Origin of the sequence: Catellatospora aurea, from assembly GCF_042663325.1 — a bacterium.
In the GTDB taxonomy this organism is placed as follows: Bacteria; Actinomycetota; Actinomycetes; order Mycobacteriales; family Micromonosporaceae; genus Catellatospora; species Catellatospora aurea.
Genome location: NZ_JBHTAC010000053.1, coordinates 1 through 16,740, shown reverse-complemented (window position 1 = coordinate 16,740; position 16,740 = coordinate 1). Strand labels below are relative to the sequence as shown.

Below are 16,740 nucleotides of genomic sequence, written 5' to 3'. Positions count from 1 at the left end.
TGGCCGGTGGTTACCTGGCAGAGGTAACCACCGGATGGAAAGGAGACCAGCCATGGCACTGGACTGGAAGGTCGTCATCGACTGCGCCGACCCGCACGCGCAGACGGCGTTCTGGGCGCAGGCCCTGGGATACGAGGTCGAGGACAACTCGGCCCTCGTCGAACAGCTCGCCGCGCAGGGCGCGATCGGCCCGGACGTCTGGGTGGAGACCGGCGGCCGCAAGGCGTTCCGCGACCTGGTCGCCGTGCGCCACCCCGACGACCCGGTGCAGCCGTTCACCGGCGTCGGTCTGGGCCGCCGCCTGCTGTTCCAGCGGGTGCCCGAGCCCAAACAGGGCAAGAACCGCCTGCACCTGGACCTGCACGCGGGTCCGGAGCGCCGCGACGACGAGGTCAAGCGCCTGGAAGCTTTGGGCGCGACGATCCTGCGCGAGGTGCAGGAGCCGGGCAGCCACCACGTGGTGCTGGCCGACCCCGAGGGCAACGAGTTCTGCGTGCAGTGATCAGACGGGCAGCGTCCACTGCTCGCGCACGCCGACGCGGCGGAACCCCAGCCGCTCGTTGATCGCCAGCATGTGGCTGTTCGACGGGTCGGTGGTGGTGTGCACGCGGCGCACCACCCCGCCGTCGGCGGCCAGCCGGCGCACCATCTCGGCCTTCATCCACAGCCCGAGCCCGTGTCCCCGGTGCGCGGGCACCACCACGGTGTCGTCCTGGTGGGCCAGTTCCGGGGCCAGCAGCGGGATCTCCAGCACGGTCAGCCCGGCCACCGTGCCGCCGGCCTCGTGCACCGCCGCGACCACCCGCCGCTGCACACCGGCCGCCCGCGCGCAGCGCTCCCGGGCCCGCACCAGCTCGGGCGTGTTCGGCGCGGACCGGTAGCCGAGCCCGCCGTCGGGCGAGTCGGCCATCGCGTCGACGGCGGCCGCATACGAGGCCAGCAGCTCTTCGGGTGCCTCGTCGGACCAGCACACCAGCCGGTAGCCGGCGGCGGGGCGGTCGCCGAGCGCGGCCGGGTCGAGCGTGCCCAGGTCGGCTTCGGACTCCCACAGCTCCTGGGCCTTGCGCGCGCCCACCGCCGCCGCCCAGGCCGGACCGGGGCCGCCCTGCGCCGCGCTCAGCACCAGCGTGTCCCGGCCCTGCTCGGCCGCGGCCGCGCGCATCGCGGCCAGCAGCGCGGACCCGTGGCCCGACCGGCGGTGCCGCGGATGCACGGTGACCTCGGCGAAACCCCAGCCGAGGTTCTCCCGATCGGACAGGAACAGTTCGGCCAGCCCCACGACCTCGCCGCCGGCGCAGCCCAGCCAGTGCAGCACCCGACCGTCCGGGCGGGGCGCCAGCAGGGCCGCGGCCCGCGCCGCCGGGGGCAGGGAACGGTGGGTCGGGTCGTCATGGGCGCCCGCGGCCGCCGCGACCTCGTGCCAGCACGTCAGCTGCTCGCGCAGCCCCAGCCGGGGATCGAACGCCGTCACACGCATACCGGTGTTGTAGCGTGCCGGACCCCGCTCACGCCAGCGGCTTTGCGCACGGCGCAGGGCGGCCCGGCGGCCCGCCCCCGTTGACAGACCGACAGGCCGCATCGCCACGCCCCAATGCGCCGGCCGCCATCCTGCGGGCGGCCGGTTGCGCGGCGGTTGCGCGCTGACTTGACCATCGAAGCGACGGTCGGACACCCTGGGCGGGACATGGGAGCAAGTGTGATCACCTTCGGCGTGCTGGGACCGCTGGCCGTGCACCGCGACGGGCAGCCGGTGGAGCTGCCGGCCGCGATGCTGCGCCGCCTGCTGGCCGCGCTGCTCAGCCGGGCCAACCAGCCGATCTCCGCGGACCGGCTGGCCGACACGCTCTGGGACGGCAACCCGCCCGCCACCGCCCGCAAGACCCTGCAGGTGTACGTGCACCGCCTGCGCACCGCTCTCGGCGACCCGGCCCGCGTCTCCCACGGTCCGGGTGGTTACCGGATCGCCGCCACCGCCGCCGAGCTGGACAGCCTCGCCTTCGCCGACCTGCTCGGCCAGGCCAGGACATCGCGCCGGGCCGGGGACGACCACGCCGCCGCGAAACTGTTCGAGCAGGCGCTCGCGCTGTGGCGCGCTGAGCCGTACGCCGATCTGCCCGCAGACGCGCTGCTGGCCGATGAGGTGGGGCGGCTGTCCGAGGAGCATCTGCGGGCCCGGGAGGAGAGCCTCGGCCTGCGGCTGGACCTGGGCGGCCACGCCGAGGCCGGGGCCGAGCTGGCCGCGCTGGCCGCCGCCCACCCGTACCGGGAGAGCCTGCTCGCCCTGCTGATGCTGGCCCATTACCGGGCCGGGCGGCGAGCCGAGGCGCTGGAGGTGTTCCGGGCCGCCCGCGCCCGGCTCGCCGACGAGCTGGGCATCGACGCGGGCGCGGCACTGCGCCGCGTGCACGCCGCGGTGCTACGCGACGACCCGCGTTTGGACCGTCTCACCGTGTCCGAGCTGGACACGCTCACCGACGTCGCCCCGGCCGGGCCCGTGGGCACCGTCCCGGCGCAGCTGCCCGCGGACACGCCCGTGTTCAGCGGCCGCGCCGCCGAGCTGGCCCGGCTGGCCGGCCTGCTGCCCGCCGACCGCGCCACCGGGCTGACCACCGTGGTGATCTCCGCGATCTCGGGCACCGCCGGCGTGGGCAAGACGACCCTGGCCGTGCACTGGGCGCACCGCGTCGCCGAGCGTTTCCCCGACGGCCAGCTCTACCTCAACCTGCGCGGCTACGACCCGGACGGCATCGCGATGGGGCCCGCCGAGGCGGTGCGCAGCCTGCTCGACGCGTTCGCGGTGCCGCCCGAGCGCATCCCGGCCACCCTCGACGGCAGCCTCGGCCTGTACCGCAGCCTGCTGGCCGGTAAGCGGGTGCTGGTGGTGCTCGACAACGTGCGCGACGCCGAACACGTACGCCCGCTGCTGCCCGGCTCGCCGACCTGCCTCGTGCTGGTCACCAGCCGCGACCAGCTGCCCGCGCTGGTCGCCACCGAGGGCGCACGGCCGCTGACCCTGGGCCTGCTCGACGACACCGAGGCACGCGAGCTGCTGAGCCGCCGGATCGGGGCCGACCGGGTGGCCGCCGAACCGGAGGCGGTCGGGCGGCTGCTGCGCATGTGCGGCGGCCTGCCGCTGGCCCTGGCGATCGCCGCCGCCCGCGCCGCGATCTCGGCCGAGGTGCCGCTGGCCGAGCTGGCCGAGCGGCTGCGCGCCGAGGGCGCCGGCCTGGACGCGTTCACCGGCTGGGACGCCGCGACCGACGTACGGGCCGTGTTCTCCTGGTCCTACCGTGCGCTGAGCGCCCGCGCCGCCCGGCTGTTCCGGCTGCTCGGCCTGCATCCGGGCCCGGATCTGGCGGTGCCTGCCGCGGCGAGCCTCATCGGGGCGCCGCTCGCGGCGGCGCAGGCCGCGCTCGACGAGCTGGAACGGGCGCACCTGGTCGCCGAGCACGTCCCGGGGCGCTACCAGTGCCACGACCTGCTGCACCGCTACGCCGCCGAGCTGGCCCACGGCGACGAGCCCGAACCCGAGCGCCTCGCCGCGCTCGGCCGGCTGCTCGACCATTACCTGCACACCGCCCGGCAGGCCGACCTGCGGCTGGAGGCCGTCCGGCAGCCGCTGCCGGTCGACGACCCGGCCGAGGGCGCGCTGGTCGACGACCCGGGCGACGCCGCGGCGGCGGTGCGCTGGTTCACCGCCGAGCACGCCTGCCTGGTGGCGGCGGTCAACCGGGCGGCGGCCGCCGGTTGGGACCGGCGGGCCTGGCAGCTGTCCTGGCAGCTGACGACCTACCTGGACCGGCGCGGGCACTGGTCCGATCTGATCACCGTGCTGACCGCCGCGCTCGGCGCGACGGCCCGGCTCGGCGACCGGCCCGCCCAGGCCCACCTGCACCGGCACGTGGCCCGTACGCAGGTGCGGCTGGGCCGCCACTCCGACGCGTTGGCGAGTTTCCACGCGGCGCTGGAGCAGTACCGGGCGGTCGGCGATCACGCCGGGCAGGGCCACACCCACCACAACCTCGGCGTCGCGCTGGAGATGCAGGGCGACACCGTGCAGGCGCTGCACCACACCGAGCAGGCGCTGGCGCTGTACATCACCGCCGGTTACCTGCCCGGCCAGGCGCGGGCGCTCAACGGCATCGGCTGGTACCGCACGCTCGCCGGCGACCACCGCGCCGCGCTGGAACACTGCCACCGGGCCCTGGCCCTGTTCACCGAGCTGGGCGATCGCAACGGTCAGGCGCACACCCTGGACAGCCTCGGCTACGCCCACCACCAGCTCGGCGACCACGCGCAGGCGATCGGCTGCTACGAGCAGACCCTGGCGCTGTACCTCGACTTCGGCGACCGCTTCGGCGAGGCGGAGACCAACGCCCATCTCGGCGACAGCCACCACGCGGTGGGCGACGCGGCGGCCGCCACCGCCTACTGGACCCGGGCGCTGGAGATCTTCGAGGAGCTGGGGCACGCCGAGGCGGCCGCCGTACGCGACAAGCTGCGCGGGCGGCCCGGCGCTACAGCAGCTCGATGACGGTGGCGTTGGCCATGCCGCCGCCCTCGCACATCGTCTGCAGCCCGTAACGGATGCCGTTGTCGCGCATGTGGTGGACCAGCGTGGTCAGCAGCCGCGCGCCGCTGGCGCCCAGCGGGTGGCCCAGCGCGATCGCGCCGCCGCGCGGGTTGAGCCGGGCCGGGTCGGCGCCCGTCTCGGCCAGCCAGGCCAGCGGCACCGGCGCGAACGCCTCGTTGACCTCGTACGCGCCGATGTCGGCGATGGACAGGCCGGCCCGCTTGAGCGCCTTCGCGGTGGCCGGGATCGGTGCGGTGAGCATGATCACCGGATCGTCGGCGGCCACGACCGCGGTGTGGATGCGGGCGATGGGAGCGTAGCCGTGCTCGGCGGCCCAGGCCGACGTGGTGACCGCGATCGCGGCCGCGCCGTCGGAGATCTGCGACGCGGTGCCCGCGGTGACCACGCCGTCGGTCTTGAACGGGGTCGCCAGCTGGCCCAGCTTCTCCAGCGACGTCTCGCGCCGGATGCCCTCGTCGGCGTACACGTCGCCGACCGGGGCGATCTCCGCGGCGAACAGCCCGCCGTCCGAGGCGGCGGCCGCCTTTTGGTGGCTGGCCAGCGCGTACTCGTCGAGCTGCGCCCGGCTGAAGCCCCACCGGGCGGCGATCATCTCCGCGCCGACGCCCTGGTTGAACGGCACGGGGGCGTCCCCGGCGAAGCCCGGCACCCCGGCGTAACGGCTGCGCACCTCGGGCCCGTACGGGAAGCCCAGCTCGCCGACCGAGGAGCCCATCGGCACCCGGCTCATCGACTCGACGCCCGCGGCCACGACCAGGTCGGCCTGCCCGGACAGCACGGTCGCGGCGGCGAAGTGCACGGCCTGCTGGCTGGAGCCGCACTGGCGGTCCAGGGTGGTGCCGGGCACGGTCTCCGGCCAGCCCGCGGCGAGCACCGCGTTGCGGCCGATGTTCCAGGACTGCTCGCCGGTCTGCGAGACGCAGCCGAGGATGACGTCGTCGACGTCGGCCGGGTCGAACCCGGTGCGGTCGCCGAGGTCCTGCAGGATCTGCCCGGCCAGGTCGACGGGGTGCACGCCGGCGAGGCCGCCGTTGCGCCGGCCGACGGGGGTACGGACCGCTCCGATGATCACCGCATCACGCATGACAGCAGCCTACTGCGAAGTAACCTGAACGGTCACTCAGGTCGGCGGCGGCCTCCGGGTCAGAACCGGAACAGCCCCGCGACGAGTAGCACGACCAGCGCGCCGACCGTGATCCAGCGCGCCCGCGCCGACACCCGCCGATCGGCCAGCACCGCGCCCAGCGCGTACGCCGCCATGATGGCGACCACCCACAGCTGCGGCGTGCCCAGGAAGAACCGGCCCGCCAGGCCGAACGCCAGCAGCAGGAACACCAGCGGCCCGGCCACCGCGACCGGCCACGCCGGGCGCACCCGGGCCAGCCGCAGCATCCCCCACATCGACACCGCCGCGCCCAGCAGGCACAGGAACATGATCCCGATCGCGTCGCCCAGGCACCGCATGCCCTCACCCGTGCAGCCGCGCAGCTGGATCACCGCGTAGGCCACGCCCATCCACACGGCCAGGGACACGAAGGCGCATCCCGCGGCACGGGCCGCGCGGGCCGCGGGGCTCACCCCGGAATCGGGCTCGATGCTCGTCATGACCGACATCGTGGCAGACGGGAACCGGTCCGGGCACCGGCGCTATGGTTGGCCACCATGAGCCTTTACGACGTTTCGATCAAGACCCTGCAGGGCGGCGACGCCGACCTCGCCCAGTACCGCGGCAAGGCCGTGCTCGTCGTCAACGTCGCCTCCCGCTGCGGGCTGACCCCGCAGTACACCGGGCTGCAGAAGCTCGCCGAGGCGTACACCGAGCAGGGGCTGGTCGTGCTCGGCGTGCCGTGCAACCAGTTCGCCGGGCAGGAGCCGGGCAGCGCCGAGGAGATCGCCGAGTTCTGTGACGTCAACTACGGCGTCACGTTCCCGCTGACCGAGAAGATCGACGTCAACGGCGCCGACCGGCACCCGCTGTACGACCTGCTCACCCAGACCGCCGACGCCGACGGCGAGGCCGGCGACGTCAAGTGGAACTTCGAGAAGTTCGTCGTCGACCGGTCCGGGGCCGTCACCGCCCGGCTGCGCCCGCAGGTCACACCCGAGTCGCCGGAGCTGGTCGGGGCCGTCGAGCGCGCCCTGGCCTGATTCACGACCGGCCCTCGTCGGGCCGTACCTCCTCCGCCGGCTCGGCCACGGGCCGCTCGGGTGCCGCGGGCAGCTCCTCGGGTCCCGCCTCCAGGGCGGGCAGCCCGTTGCGGGGCTCCTGCTTGGGCACGTCGCGCAGGGGCAGGTACGGCTCGGCGTCGGGCGGCATGCCCGCCGCGATGGCCCGCGCCCGGCCCAGCTCGGCGTCGAACTTCGCCCCCAGCAGCACCGCGACGTTGGTCAGCCAGAGCCATACCAGGAAGGCGATGACGCCGCCGAGCGCGCCGTAGGTCCGGTTGTAGGAGTCGAACGTCGCGATGTAGTACGCGAACCCGGCCGACACCGTGATCCAGGTGGCCATCGCCACCATCGTGCCCGGTGTGATCCAGCGGAACCCGCCCAGCCGCGCGTTCGGCGCGGCCCAGTAGAGCAGCGCCAGCAGCAGGTTGATCACCACCACCAGGATCGGCCACTTCGCGATGTCGAGGATCTTCACGGTGGTGTCCTCGACCCCGAACGCGCGCCCGACGCTGGTGGCCACCCGGCCGCTGAGCACCACCGCGAGCGCGCTCGCGGCCAGCGACACCCCGGTCACCGCGGTGACGAACAGCTGCACCGGGACCGTCTTCCACAGCGGCCGGCCCTCCGGCACGTCGTAGATCACGTTCGCGGCGCGCATGAACCCGCCGATGTAGCTGGTCGCCGACCAGAACGCGATGGCCAGACCGACCGCCAGCGCGACGCCCGCCGCCCGCTGGTCGTAGCGCAGGTTGTCGATGATCTCCAGCACCGCGTGCCGGGCCGGCGGCGGCGTCAGCTCGCTCAGGTTCTCGGCGACCGCGTCGCTGGTCGGGCGGCCGAACAGACCCACCCCGGCGACCAGCACCAGCAAGCCGGGCAGGATCGAGGTCACGCTGTAGTAGGTCAGCGCCGCCGCCCGGTCGGCCAGCTCGTCGTTGAGCAGCTCCACGACGGTGCGCCGGGCCACTCCCAGCCAGGCCCGCAGGCCCAGCTCCGACGGCCGTTCCGGCCCCCGGGCCAGGATGTGCAGCAGCCGCTCCCGGTGGGCCCGGCCCGGTTCCCTCGTACGCGCCACCGCTGCCTCCGCCACCGGACGATCGATACCCCCGTATGACACCAGAGGTGGGCGGCGCGCGACAAGGTCACGGCGGCGCAGCGTCGTCAGTGGATCACGCCCGCGGACCGCACCCGGCACGTATTATCAGGTCACCCCCGGTTACGCGGCACACCGCAGTGCGCCGCGGCTAGCACGACGGGGGTAGGCGCGATGGGCTGGAAGTACCACTCACCACCGGGATGGCCCACGCCGCCGGAGGACTGGACGCCCCCGGCGGGCTGGCGGCCCGACCCGGCCTGGCCGGCCGCACCCGAGGGCTGGCAGTTCTGGGTCAGCGACGGGGCCGACGACCCCACGCTGATGTTCGAACTGCCCGACGACGATGCGTTCACCAGCCTCGACGAACTCATCGGAGCTTCCCCGGAGACCGACGGACAGCCCGTGGCCGGTGTCACGGTGTCCGACCCGGTGCCGGAAGCGGCGTCTGCCTGGTCGGCGGCCGACGAGATCGCCGAACCCGCCGCGACCGGCCCCGAGCCGTCCTTGCAGCCGGAGCCGGCCCTGGTGACGGCCATGGATGGGGCCGAGCCGCCGGCTCCGGTGACGGCGATGGACGCGGCCGCACAGGCTGACCTGGTGACGGCGATGGACGCGGCCGCGCCCACAGCGGCCGTCGACGCCGCGCAGCCGGCGGCGAGCGCGCAGCCGGACCTTTCCCCAGCCGCGCAGCCGGTGCTGGCCGCCCAGACCGCGATGGCGATGGACGCGGCCGCGCAGGCGGCATGGTCCGACGAGCGGCCGCAGCCGGCCTGGCCGGTCGATCCGGTGCTGTCGGCGGAACCGGGCTGGATCACCGAGCCCGCGCCCGAACCGGCCCTGCCCGATGCGGCCCCGCCGGCCTGGACCGACGAGCAGACCAACCCGGCCTGGGAAACCGAACCCGCCGCGTCCGCCGCACCGGCGTGGGCGAATCCGGCCGGCGGCGAGGACGCGCCGGTGGCAGGCGACCGGATCGCGGAACCGGTGAGCGCCATGGCGGCGCAGCTCCCGCCGTCGTCCGAACCGGACACCGCACCCGCCGATCCCGAACCCGAACTCGTGGCGGCGAACGCGGTCGCCGGGCCCGAGCCGCTCGACCCGGCGGACACCCCCGGATTCGAGCCGATCGTGCCGGTGACCGGGCCGGTCGCGCCGGTCTACGGACCGGTCACCGCCCCGCCGCTGACCTCGGGCATCGCCTGGCCGTCGCCGGTGGACCCGCCGTCGGCGCAACCAGCCCCGGACACGCCGGTCGCCGTGCCCGTCGCGGGTGTGCCGATCGCGGACGTGCCGGCGACCGACGTGCCGGTCGCGGGCGGGGCCGTGCCCGCCATGGCGATCGCGGCCGCGCCGTCGGACCCGGCGGCCGGTGGCACGCAGGGCCCCGACGGGGCGCACGTGCCGGCGCACGCGGCGACGCATGTGCCCGCGCACGCGGCTCCGGCCAGGCGCAAGCCCTGGTGGGTATGGGGACTGGCCGGGGCGGCCGGGTTGCTGCTGTGCACCGTGGTGGGCGTCGGCGGCTTCGTCGCCACCCGGATCGGCGGTTCGTCCGGCGCGGTCGCCGACCCGAGCGCCACCGAGGTGGGCACGCAGCCCGACGGCTCGCCCACGCAGCAGGCGCAGGGCCGTCCGATCCCGACCCCGAGCCGGCAGGCCGCCGAAGCACTGCCGCAGGATCAGGTCTTCGAGGGCACCGGGCCGCAGGTGGTGCCGGTCGAACTGGGCAGCACCTTCCACACCGTCGCACTCACCTACTCCGGCACGGGCCCGTTCGTCGTGCGCACCGTCAAGGCCGACGGCCAGGAGATCCAGACGCTGGTCAGCGCCGCGGAGAGCTACGAGGGCGTGCGCCCGCTGGACCTGGGCGAGATGCGGCCCGACGCGGTGAGCATCCAGGCCGAGGGCGGCTGGCGCATGGTGGTGCGCCCGCTGGCGTCCGCGCAGACGTTCAGCGGCAACGCGTCCGGGGTGGGCGCGGACGTGCTGCTGATCCCGCGTACGGCGGCGGAGTCGGTCAAGGTCGCGTTCGACCACCGCGGCACCGGCAGGTTCACGGTGCAGGCGATCGGCTCGGACAGCGCCACGCTGATCAGCCAGGAGGGCGACTTCACCGGCGAGACGATGCTGCCCCGCGGCACGGTCGTGGTCGTGATCGACACCAACGGGGTGTGGACCTTCAGCCGCGAATAGCTGCGTACGATCACCGCCATGGGTCCGCTGGACGGCTTGAAGGTGCTCGAGGTCGGGGGGATCGGCCCCGGTCCGTTCTGTGGCATGTACCTGGCCGACCTGGGCGCGGACGTGGTGCGGGTGGACCGTCCGGGCGGCGGCGTCACGGCCGTGGACCCGCGGTTCGACCTGCTGCAGCGCGGCAAGCGGGCGATCGCCGTGGACTTGAAGGACCCGGCCGGCGTGGCCCTGCTGCTGCGCCTGGCCGACCGGGCCGACGTGCTCATCGAGGGCTTCCGGCCGGGCGTCGCCGAGCGCCTGGGCTTCGGGCCGGACGTGTGCCTGCACCGCCGCCCGCAGCTGGTGTACGGCCGGATCACCGGCTGGGGCCAGGAGGGGCCGCGGGCGCACACGGCCGGGCACGACCTCACCTACCTCGCGGTCACCGGCGCGCTGCACGCGATCGGCCGGGCCGGCGGGCCGCCGCAGATCCCGCTGAACCTGCTCGGCGACTTCGCCGGCGGCGCGATGTACCTGGTGGCAGGCATCCTAGCCGCGCTGTGGCGGGTGCGCGGCGGCGGCCCGGGGCAGGTCGTCGACGCGGCCATCGTGGACGGCGTGGCCCACCTGACGGCGATGCAGTGGGGCATGCACGCGGGCGGCACCTGGCTCGACGAGCGCGGCGTGAACCTGTTCGACGGCGGCGCGCCGTTCTACGACGTGTACGCCACCGCCGACGGCCGCCACGTCGCGGTCGCCGCGCTGGAGCCGCAGTTCTTCGCCGAGCTGCTGGCCCGGCTGGACCTGCCCGCCGACACCCCGCAGTACGACCGCGCGTCCTGGCCGCAGCTGCGCGAGCTGCTGGCACGGCGCTTCGCGGAGCAGCCGCAGGCGCACTGGGCTCAGCTGTTCGCCGACAACGACGCCTGCGTGGCCCCAGTGCTGTCGATGGGGCACGCGCCGACCGATCCACAGCTCGCCTCCCGGAGCACCTACGTGGTGCACGACGGTGTGACGCAGCCCGCACCCGCGCCGCGCTTCTCGGCCACCCCGGCCGAGCTGGACCGGCCCCCGGCGCTGCCCGGCGAGCACACCGCCGAGGTCCTGGCCGACTGGTGCGGCTGATCAGGAGCCCGGCAGAGTCATGCGGAGCGGGCTCCGCATGACACGGCTGAGGTTGCGATGCGCGATTAGCGTCGGGGCATGACGACGAGCATCGTGTACGACCGCAAGGAGCAGCTCCAGCAGATCCAGAGCGGGCTGCTGCCCGGCGAGCAGGTCATCGCCGTGTACGACGCCATCGGGGCGGGCACGGGTTTCATCGGGCTGACCGACCGCCGCGTGATCATTCAGGACAAGTCCTTCGTGGGCAAGAAGACCGCCATCACCAGCATCCCCTACACGAAGATCACCAGCGTGAGCGTAGTCAGCAACAAGTCCTGGGCGGGGCAGTTCTTCTCGACCGGAGCGATCGCCATCAACGTCGGCACGCACGTGTACGAGATGGAGTTCCGCGGGGACGAGAAGTCTCACCACGTCCACGATCTGATCCTGCACCGCATCACGAGCTGAGCAACCTCCCGGCCCCCGTCGCGCGTCTGGTGACGCGGCAGGGTTACGGCGACGGCCCGCGGATGGCAGGATGTCGCGTGACTCAGCGGGGACAGTCCGTAAGGCCGCGGCGTGTTGAGCCGCGGCCTTGGCGGGCATCGAGAACGGGAGAACGAGTCCATCATGGTCGGCGCCGACGCTTCGCGGCCGCTGCGGCCCAGCGACCCTCGTGAGCTGGGCGGTTACTCGCTCCTGGGCCGCCTCGGCGAGGGCGGCATGGGCAGCGTCTACCTGGCCCGCGACCCGCAGGACACCCTCGTCGCGGTCAAGGTGATCCGCGCCGACCTGGCCGGGGAGCCCGAGTTCCGGCAGCGTTTCCGCAGCGAGGTGGAGCGGGCCAAGGAGGTGCCGCCGTTCTGCACCGCCGAGGTGCTCGACGCCGACCCCGACCACGAGTCGCCGTACCTGGTGGTCGAGTACGTGGACGGCCCGAGCCTGTCCAGCGTCGTGCAGCAGCGCGGGCCCCTGACCCCGGCGAACCTGCACGGCCTGGCCATCGGCGTGGCCACCGCGCTGACCGCGATCCACGGCGCGGGCGTCATCCACCGCGACCTCAAACCCAGCAACGTGCTGCTGGCCCCGGGCACCCCGAAGGTCATCGACTTCGGCATCGCCCGCGCGGTCGAGGGGCAGCCCGGCAACACCCGCACCGACCAGCTCATCGGCACGGTCGCGTACATGGCCCCGGAGCGCCTGGACACCAAGGCGCGCAAGGCGCTGACCCCGGCCGCGGACGTGTTCGCCTGGGGCGCGGTGGTCGCGTTCGCGGGCACCGGCCGGGTCACCTTCGCCGCCGACTCGATGCCGGCGGTCGCCGTGCGCATCATGACCGCCGAGCCCGACCTCGACGGCCTGACCGGGCCGCTGCGTGAGCTGGTCGAGGCGGCCCTGTCCAAGGACCCCGCCGACCGCCCGACGGCCCGCGACCTGCTCGACCGGCTGCTCACCCGGGGGCCGGACCGGGCGCTGAGCTCCGGCGAGCTGCCCCGGCAGGCGGCGGCGGCGGCCGAGGCGGGCAGCAAGTTCGCCGTGGTCGACGCCGACCTGACCAACCTTCAACCGGACGCCGGGCGCCGGCCGGGCGGCCGGTGGGCCAAGCCGGTCGCTGCCGGGCTCGGGGCGACGACGCTGCTGCTGGGCGGCCTCACGGTGGCGCTGCTGACCGGGGCGCTGCCACTGCCGGCCGGTTTCGCGGCCGCGCCGTCCCCGACCGCCTCGCCCAGCCTGTCCCCCACGCCGTCCCCGAGCCCGAGCGCGTCACCGACACCGTCCCCCTCGGCCTCGCCTTCCCCGTCGGCCTCGCCCAAGCCCTCGAAGCCCGCCCCGTACCGGGTCGAGAAGCTGAACCGGGCGCAGAGCTGGACGAAGCGCGAGGACGACCCCGACGGGGCGACGTGCCGCTACGAGAACCAGTCGTTCCTGGTGACCACGCTGAAGGACTGGAGCTACCAGTGCAGCGGCCCGGACGACACGCTCGGCGACTTCCGGGTCGAGGTGGACGTGGCGCTGGTCGACGAGGGCGCCTGCGCAGGGATCTGGTTCCGGTATCGCGCCCAGCAGGGTTACGAGCTGAGGGTGTGTGACGACAAGGTCCGCTTGATGCGCCATGCCGAGGACGACCCGAGCAACGGCCGGACCTTGGTCGATTTCCCGCTGGAGAAGAAACTGGCGCTCGGCCGGTTCCACCGGGTCGCGATCTCCGCCGCCGGATCGGAGGTCCGCCTGTTCCTGGGCGGCACGGAGCTCACCAAGGCCGATGGCGTCGTCGTGCCGGTGGTGAACACGCAGTTCCCGGAGGGCCGGGTGATCCTGGGCGTGTCCACCGAAGGCAAGATCGGCGTCACGCCCTGGCGGGTGCGATACCGCAACATCTCGATGTGGCGGAGCGCCTTCTGAGCCGCTCGGCCGCGTTTAAGGTGGAACGTGCAGGCGACCGTCGTGCCCGCGTGGCGGGCTGAGGGGTGACCCGGATGTCGGACGTGGAGGTCTTCGACTCCCGGCGCTGTGAGCTGGGTGAAGGGCCGCTATACGCGCACCGGGACGGCCGGGTCTGGTGGGTCGACATCCTGCGCAGCCGGGTGCTGTGGCGCTCCGTGGAGGGCGACGAGTCCGGCGAGGTGAGCACCTCGGCGCACGTAGGCGCGGCGGTGCCGGTGTGCGGCGGCGGCTTCGTCGCCTGCCTGCCGGAAGGGCCGGTGCGCCTGCTGCCCGGCGGCGGCGAGCAGCGGCTGCCCGGCTTCCCGGGCGACACTGACGGGCTGCGCGCCAACGACGCCAAGGCCGACCCGGCCGGGCGGCTCTGGCTGGGCACGATGGCCTACGACGAGCGCCCCGGCGCGGCGGCGCTGTACCGCCTGGACCCGGGCGCGGACGCGCTCACCACCGTGTTCACCGGGCTGACCATCAGCAACGGGCTGGGCTGGTCGCCCGACGGCACGACGATGTACCACATCGACACCCCCACCGGCCGGGTCGACGCCTACGACTACGACCTCGGCTCGGGCGAGCCGTCGGCGCGGCGCACGCTGGCGCGGATCGACGAGGGCCATCCCGACGGCATGTGCGTGGACGCCGAGGGCGGGGTCTGGGTGGCGCTGTGGGCCGGGGGCGCGGTGCGCCGGTACAGCCCCGACGGGCGGCTGGACCGGGTGGTCGCGCTGCCGACCCCGCTGGTGACCAGCTGTGCGTTCGCCGGACCCCGGCTGGACACGTTGGTGATCACTACGGCGTCGGTCGGCCGGCCCGACGATCCGCACGCCGGCCTGGTCTACGCCCACCAGCCGGCGGACGTGGCGGGCAGGCCTGCCGACTGCTTCCGGGGCTGAGCTTCTCCACACGGGACCATCCGCATACGCTTTAGTGAATCTTCCTCACTTCGGTATGCTGAGCTGCCTATATTCGTGGCTATGGTGCAGCGGTTAATCAGCGCTTTCGGCCGGTACAGCGGGATGCTCCGCACCGGCGTCCTGGGTGGGGTCGTGCTCGCCCTCGCCTCGCTACCGCTGGCCGTACCGGCGGGCATCGGAGCCATGAAGGGCGCGGCCATCTATCAGAACCTGCCGACCCAGCTCAAGGAGCATCAGGTCGGCCAGACCACGTACGTGTACGCCAACGACGGCAAGTCGCTGATCACGATGTTCTACGACGAGCACCGCAAGTTCGTGCCGCTCGGCTCGATGAACCAGAACGTGGTCAACGCTGTGCTCGCCGCCGAGGACGCGCGCTTCTACTCCCACATGGGCGTCGACTTCCAGTCCATCGCCCGCGCCTTCGTGGCCAACCGCCAGCAGGGCGAGGTCTCCCAGGGCGCGTCGACGCTGACCATGCAGTACGTCCGCATGGCGCTGCGCGACAGCGCCCAGACGGCCCAGGAGGCCGTCGCGGCGACCGAGCAGACCCCGCAGCGCAAGCTCAACGAGATCCGCCTCGCGATCAAGCTGGAAGGTCAGTGGACCAAGCAGCAGATCATGGAGGGCTACCTGAACATGGCCTACTTCGGCCACCGGGCGTACGGCATCTACGCCGCCTCCCAGATCTTCTTCTCCAAGGAGCCCAAGGACCTGACCTTGGTCGAAGCCGCCACGCTGGCCGGACTGGTCAAGGCGCCGTCGGCGTTCGACCCGGCGAACCAGACCGGCCCGGCCCTCGACCGGCGCAACTACGTGATCCGGCGGATGGCCGAGCTCAAGTTCATCACCACCGAGCAGGCCAACAAGGCGACCGCCGAACCGATCAAGCTGAAGCTCAGCAGCCCGCCGCGCGACTGCGGCTCGGTGCCGGCGAGCACCCGCGACTGGGGCTTCTTCTGCGACTTCTTCAAGAACTGGTGGATGCAGCAGCCCGCGTTCGGGCCCAACCCGGTCGCCCGCCTGGACAAGCTGCGCACCGGCGGCTACAAGGTGGTCACCAGCCTCGACCCGCAGCTGCAGGCGTTCGGCATGAAGGACCTGCTGAGCCGGTCCAAGACCGACATGCGGCTGGCGTACGGCAACGTCGTCATCCAGCCCGGCACCGGCCGGGTGCTCAGCATGACCGTCAACCGGGTCTACTCGATGGACCAGAGCAAGAACGGCCCGAACTCCGACCCGATCAAGCGCTCGTTCAACGTCAAGGGCAGCTACCCGAACACGGTCGCGCCGCTGCTCGGCGGCGGTGACATCCCGGGCTACCAGGCCGGATCGACGTTCAAGATGTTCACCATGCTCGCCGCGCTGGACTCGGGCATGAAGATGTCCAAGTCGTTCTACGCCCCGCACCGCTACACCTCGATCTACGTGGTGGAGCCCGGCGGGCCGGCCGCCTGCGGCAACCGCTGGTGCCCGTCCAACGCCAGCGGCAGCATGACCGGCAAGCACAACATGTACTCCGGCTTCGGCAAGTCGGTGAACACCTACTTCGTGCAGCTGGAGCAGGCGGTCGGCTCGGACAAGGCGGTGCGCATGGCCGAGCGGATCGGTCTGGTCTGGCACACCGACGTGGACCGGCTGCACGCCTCGCCCAAGCACGCCGACAAGTGGGGCGCGTTCACGCTCGGCGTGGCCGACACGACCCCGCTGGAGATGGCCAACGCGTACGCGACCGTCGCGGCCGAGGGCATGTACTGCAAGCCCAGCCCGGTGCTGTCCATCAAGGCCCCGGACGGCCAGGAGTTCACCGCGACCGTCGACGGCAAGCAGGTCGAGGCCGCCGCCCCGCAGTGCAACCGGGCGTTCAGTCAGGACGTCGCCCGCGCCGCCACCGACGCCGCGCGCTGCGTCACCGGATACAAGGCCGCCCGCGGCAGCTGCGGCGACTGGTCCACCGGTTCGCGGGTGTACCCGATGATGGAGCGCCCGATCGCCGGCAAGACCGGTACCACCGACGACACCCGGGCCGCCTGGTTCGTCGGGTTCACGCCCGAGCTGGCCGCGGCGAGCTTCATCGCCGACCCCGACTACGTCAAGAACGTGGCCGGCGACGGCAACTACAACATGCCGCTGGACGCGGTGACGAACTCGCTGAAATTCGCCCTGAAGGACAAGCCGGTGCGGGACTTCAACCCACCCTCCAGCGACATCCTCAACTGATCCCAGCGGACCGCCGCCCCACCCCGGTGCCC

Annotated in this window: 13 protein-coding genes; 9 read left to right on the top strand and 4 right to left on the bottom strand. The window is 73.4% G+C overall.

The window, feature by feature from the left end:
* Positions 1 to 52 precede the first annotated feature (52 nt).
* A complete protein-coding gene (locus tag ACFQO7_RS32745; RefSeq protein WP_376810019.1) occupies positions 53 to 502 on the top strand; it encodes a VOC family protein in 450 nt (149 codons plus the stop codon).
* On the opposite strand, the gene ACFQO7_RS32740 is transcribed toward ACFQO7_RS32745, so the two are convergent.
* Positions 503 to 1,477 (bottom strand): GNAT family N-acetyltransferase, encoded by a 975-nt coding sequence (locus ACFQO7_RS32740; protein WP_376810018.1) that lies wholly within the window; start codon positions 1,475 to 1,477, stop codon positions 503 to 505.
* A gap of 207 nt (positions 1,478 to 1,684) precedes the next feature.
* Between ACFQO7_RS32740 and ACFQO7_RS32735 the strand changes: the two genes are divergently transcribed.
* A complete protein-coding gene (locus tag ACFQO7_RS32735) occupies positions 1,685 to 4,534 on the top strand; it encodes an AfsR/SARP family transcriptional regulator (protein WP_376810017.1) in 2,850 nt (949 codons plus the stop codon).
* Here the strand turns inward: ACFQO7_RS32735 and ACFQO7_RS32730 are convergent.
* Complete coding sequence (locus tag ACFQO7_RS32730; RefSeq protein ID WP_376810016.1) at positions 4,518 to 5,678, bottom strand: thiolase family protein; 1,161 nt, start codon at positions 5,676 to 5,678, stop codon at positions 4,518 to 4,520. The two genes, ACFQO7_RS32735 and ACFQO7_RS32730, sit on opposite strands and share 17 nt — an antisense overlap.
* A 59-nt stretch (positions 5,679 to 5,737) precedes the next feature.
* Positions 5,738 to 6,199, bottom strand: coding sequence for a hypothetical protein (locus tag ACFQO7_RS32725; protein ID WP_376810015.1), 462 nt, complete (start codon positions 6,197 to 6,199; stop codon positions 5,738 to 5,740).
* A gap of 57 nt (positions 6,200 to 6,256) precedes the next feature.
* Between ACFQO7_RS32725 and ACFQO7_RS32720 the strand changes: the two genes are divergently transcribed.
* A complete protein-coding gene (locus ACFQO7_RS32720; RefSeq protein ID WP_376810014.1) occupies positions 6,257 to 6,742 on the top strand; it encodes a glutathione peroxidase in 486 nt (161 codons plus the stop codon).
* Position 6,743: 1 nt separating this feature from the next.
* On the opposite strand, the gene ACFQO7_RS32715 is transcribed toward ACFQO7_RS32720, so the two are convergent.
* The gene (locus tag ACFQO7_RS32715) at positions 6,744 to 7,838 is read right to left on the bottom strand and encodes a YihY/virulence factor BrkB family protein (protein WP_376810013.1); all 1,095 of its coding nucleotides are present in this window, start codon (positions 7,836 to 7,838) and stop codon (positions 6,744 to 6,746) included.
* Positions 7,839 to 8,030: 192 nt separating this feature from the next.
* Here ACFQO7_RS32715 and ACFQO7_RS32710 point away from each other — a divergent pair, with 192 nt between their 5' ends.
* The 6 genes from ACFQO7_RS32710 to ACFQO7_RS32685 all read left to right on the top strand — a co-directional run bounded on the left by ACFQO7_RS32710 (position 8,031) and on the right by ACFQO7_RS32685 (position 16,708).
* Positions 8,031 to 10,052, top strand: coding sequence for a hypothetical protein (locus ACFQO7_RS32710; RefSeq protein WP_376810012.1), 2,022 nt, complete (start codon positions 8,031 to 8,033; stop codon positions 10,050 to 10,052).
* Between the two features lie 18 nt (positions 10,053 to 10,070).
* Positions 10,071 to 11,156, top strand: a complete 1,086-nt coding sequence (locus ACFQO7_RS32705) for a CaiB/BaiF CoA transferase family protein (protein ID WP_376810011.1) — start codon at positions 10,071 to 10,073, stop codon at positions 11,154 to 11,156.
* Between the two features lie 78 nt (positions 11,157 to 11,234).
* Positions 11,235 to 11,603, top strand: a complete 369-nt coding sequence (locus tag ACFQO7_RS32700; RefSeq protein WP_191840460.1) for a PH domain-containing protein — start codon at positions 11,235 to 11,237, stop codon at positions 11,601 to 11,603.
* A 162-nt stretch (positions 11,604 to 11,765) separates the two neighbouring features.
* The gene (locus ACFQO7_RS32695; RefSeq protein ID WP_376810010.1) at positions 11,766 to 13,538 is read left to right on the top strand and encodes a serine/threonine-protein kinase; all 1,773 of its coding nucleotides are present in this window, start codon (positions 11,766 to 11,768) and stop codon (positions 13,536 to 13,538) included.
* A 74-nt stretch (positions 13,539 to 13,612) separates the two neighbouring features.
* A complete protein-coding gene (locus tag ACFQO7_RS32690) occupies positions 13,613 to 14,467 on the top strand; it encodes an SMP-30/gluconolactonase/LRE family protein (protein ID WP_376810009.1) in 855 nt (284 codons plus the stop codon).
* A gap of 81 nt (positions 14,468 to 14,548) precedes the next feature.
* On the top strand, positions 14,549 to 16,708 hold the full coding sequence (locus tag ACFQO7_RS32685) for a transglycosylase domain-containing protein (RefSeq protein ID WP_376810008.1): 2,160 nt from the start codon (positions 14,549 to 14,551) through the stop codon (positions 16,706 to 16,708).
* The last annotated feature ends 32 nt before the right edge of the window (positions 16,709 to 16,740 follow it).